Raw genomic sequence first — 2485 nt, 5'->3', positions numbered from 1 at the left:
GGAGTTGCCCGGTCAGTCGCCAGATCTGCTGGAGGTTTGCACGTACAAAATCACCAGGAAGATGGCGGGCACCAGAACAACTAAGAGGGTGGCCAAGATGCCCAGGTAGTTCGTCTCCATAACTCACAAATGCCACAAGCCCAACTGGCAGTCAGCATACCACTCTGAGGTACGACTTGCCCAAAGGGAAAACGGGCGGGCCAAGGCTAGGGCTTGGTTTTGACCGAAACATCCCCCAACACCTTGGTCTGGCAAGCAAGGCGGTAGCTGTCGGGCTTGCGCTTGAGCTTGCGGTTTTCCGCCTCGGTGCGAGGGGAGAGGTTCTCGGATCCCTCAACAATCTCCACCACACAGGTGCCACACTGGCCGTTGCCGCCGCAGTTGAGCAGCTTGGCCATCATTTTGTAGAGATCGATCTGGTTTTCCAGAGCCTTCAAGCGCAAGTTAGCGCCTTCAGCGACGAAGATCTCTCGGTTCTCGTTGACGAAGCGGATCGTTGCCATACCCCTGCCAGAAACCACGACACCTTTCAGCCTGAGCCAGGAGAGCGCTCACAGTTGCTAAGTATTGTAACATTTTAAGTCATATTTTTAATCTCCGGCGAGAGATCTGGGAAGATGATGCCTAAAGTGAGACGGCATCCTGCCTGAAGCCACTCAGGTCGGTAGCGTTTCGTTATACTGTTTGATGCCCGTGATGGAAATTCTGAGAGCGATATCCTCTTGGGTGCGCTCAGGGGTTCAAGCGGGTGCGGTACCCCCCGACTCTGAAGAAACTGCTCAGGTCAGGATCCCAGGTAAGATGTCGGCTTAATTGTTTGACTGGATATCGCGTAAGTGTTGGAGAACGTGGAGGACCGAGCTTTATGGGACTACCGTGGTATCGGGTCCATACGGTTGTACTGAATGACCCAGGTCGCCTAATCGCGGTTCACCTAATGCATACCGCTCTGGTAGCAGGTTGGGCCGGATCAATGGCGCTTTATGAGACGGCCATTTTCGATCCGTCGGATCCTGTCCTGAATCCGATGTGGCGTCAGGGCATGTTTGTCATGCCATTTATGGTTCGCCTGGGGGTGGTCAACTCCTGGGGCGGTTGGAATATCTACGGCGAGAGCGTAGCCAATGCGGGCTTCTGGACGTTTGAAGGGGTAGCTACTGCTCATATCGTTTTGTCCGGATTGCTCTTCTTGGCGGCCTGCTGGCACTGGGTGTACTGGGATCTGGAGCTGTTCCGGGATCCCCGCACCGGCGAGCCGGCTTTGGATCTGCCGAAAATATTTGGGATCCACCTGCTGTTGGCCGGGATCCTCTGCTTTGGGTTTGGCGCCTTTCACCTGACGGGGGTGTTTGGCCCGGGGATGTGGGTGAGCGATCCCTATGCGACGACGGGACACGTCCAGCCGGTAGCACCGGAATGGGGGCCAGCCGGTTTTAACCCCTACAACGCCGGAGGGGTGGTGGCCCACCACATTGCTGCAGGCATCGTGGGCATCATTGCAGGTCTATTTCACATCACGGTACGCCCACCCCAGCGCCTCTATCGCGCTCTGCGAATGGGGAACATCGAGACGGTGCTTTCCAGCTCGATCGCGGCGGTGTTTTTTGCCGGTTTTGTGGTGGCCGGAACCATGTGGTACGGCAGCGCCACTACCCCTGTGGAGCTGTTTGGTCCCACCCGCTACCAATGGGATTCTGGCTATTTCAACCAGGAGATTAACCGCCGGGTAAATGCGGCTATGGAAGCCGGGATGACCCGCAGCGAGGCCTACAACTCCCTGCCCAAATCTTTGCTCTTCTACGACTACGTGGGCAACAGCCCGGCCAAGGGGGGTCTGTTCCGAGCTGGCCCCATGAACAAAGGGGATGGCATTGCCATCGAGTGGCTGGGCTACCCGGTGTTCCGTGACCGCGAAGGGCGGGAGCTGACGGTGCAGCGGATGCCCAACTTCTTCGAGACCTTCCCGGTTATCCTGCGGGATGCCGATGGGGTGGTGCGGGCAGACATTCCCTTCCGTCGGGCAGAGTCTCGCTATAGCTTTGAGCAGGTGGGCGTGACGGTGGAGTTTTACGGCGGCAAGCTGGACGGTCAGGTGTTTACCGACCCGGCAACCGTCAAGAAATATGCCCGCCAGGCCCAGTTGGGTCAGTTGTTTGAGTTCGACCGAGAAACCCCCAAGGCGGACGGCACCTTCCACACCAGCCCCCGCGGTTGGTTTACCTTTGCTCACGCGGTCTTTGCCCTGCTGTTCTTCTTTGGCCACATCTGGCACGGCGCTCGCACTCTCTTCCGCGATGTGTTCGCCGGTATTGACCCCAATATGAGCGAGGAAATGGTGGAGTTCGGCGTCTTCCAGAAAGTAGGGGATCCCACCACTCGCAAGGTTCAGGAAGCCTAGAGCCCTTTTCGGCGATGCCGTCGGCACTCTGCTTCACTTTGGAGATGGGGTGCTGGCGGCTCTGAGTTAATCTGGAATCAAGCCCCC

3 protein-coding genes are annotated in these 2485 nt (G+C 57.5%); 1 reads left to right on the top strand and 2 read right to left on the bottom strand.

The genetic code is table 11. The features are described 5' to 3' along the window. Nucleotides 1–12: 12 nt before the first annotated feature. On the bottom strand, nt 13–120 hold the full coding sequence (gene psbM / locus NW820_RS00780) for a photosystem II reaction center protein PsbM (RefSeq protein WP_071818137.1): 108 nt from the start codon (nt 118–120) through the stop codon (nt 13–15). An 86-nt stretch (nt 121–206) separates the two neighbouring features. Beyond that, complete coding sequence (locus NW820_RS00775; protein WP_011431947.1) at nt 207–503, bottom strand: 2Fe-2S iron-sulfur cluster-binding protein; 297 nt, start codon at nt 501–503, stop codon at nt 207–209. A 362-nt stretch (nt 504–865) separates the two neighbouring features. Here NW820_RS00775 and psbB point away from each other — a divergent pair, with 362 nt between their 5' ends. After that, nucleotides 866–2398, top strand: coding sequence for a photosystem II chlorophyll-binding protein CP47 (gene psbB / locus NW820_RS00770; protein ID WP_011431948.1), 1533 nt, complete (start codon nt 866–868; stop codon nt 2396–2398). Nucleotides 2399–2485 lie beyond the last annotated feature (87 nt).

The organism is Synechococcus sp. R55.7 (genome assembly GCF_047461955.1).
Classification (GTDB): domain Bacteria; phylum Cyanobacteriota; class Cyanobacteriia; order Thermostichales; family Thermostichaceae; genus Thermostichus.
Note: the sequence above shows the minus strand (reverse complement) of the source record. Positions and strands in the feature narration are given on the sequence as shown.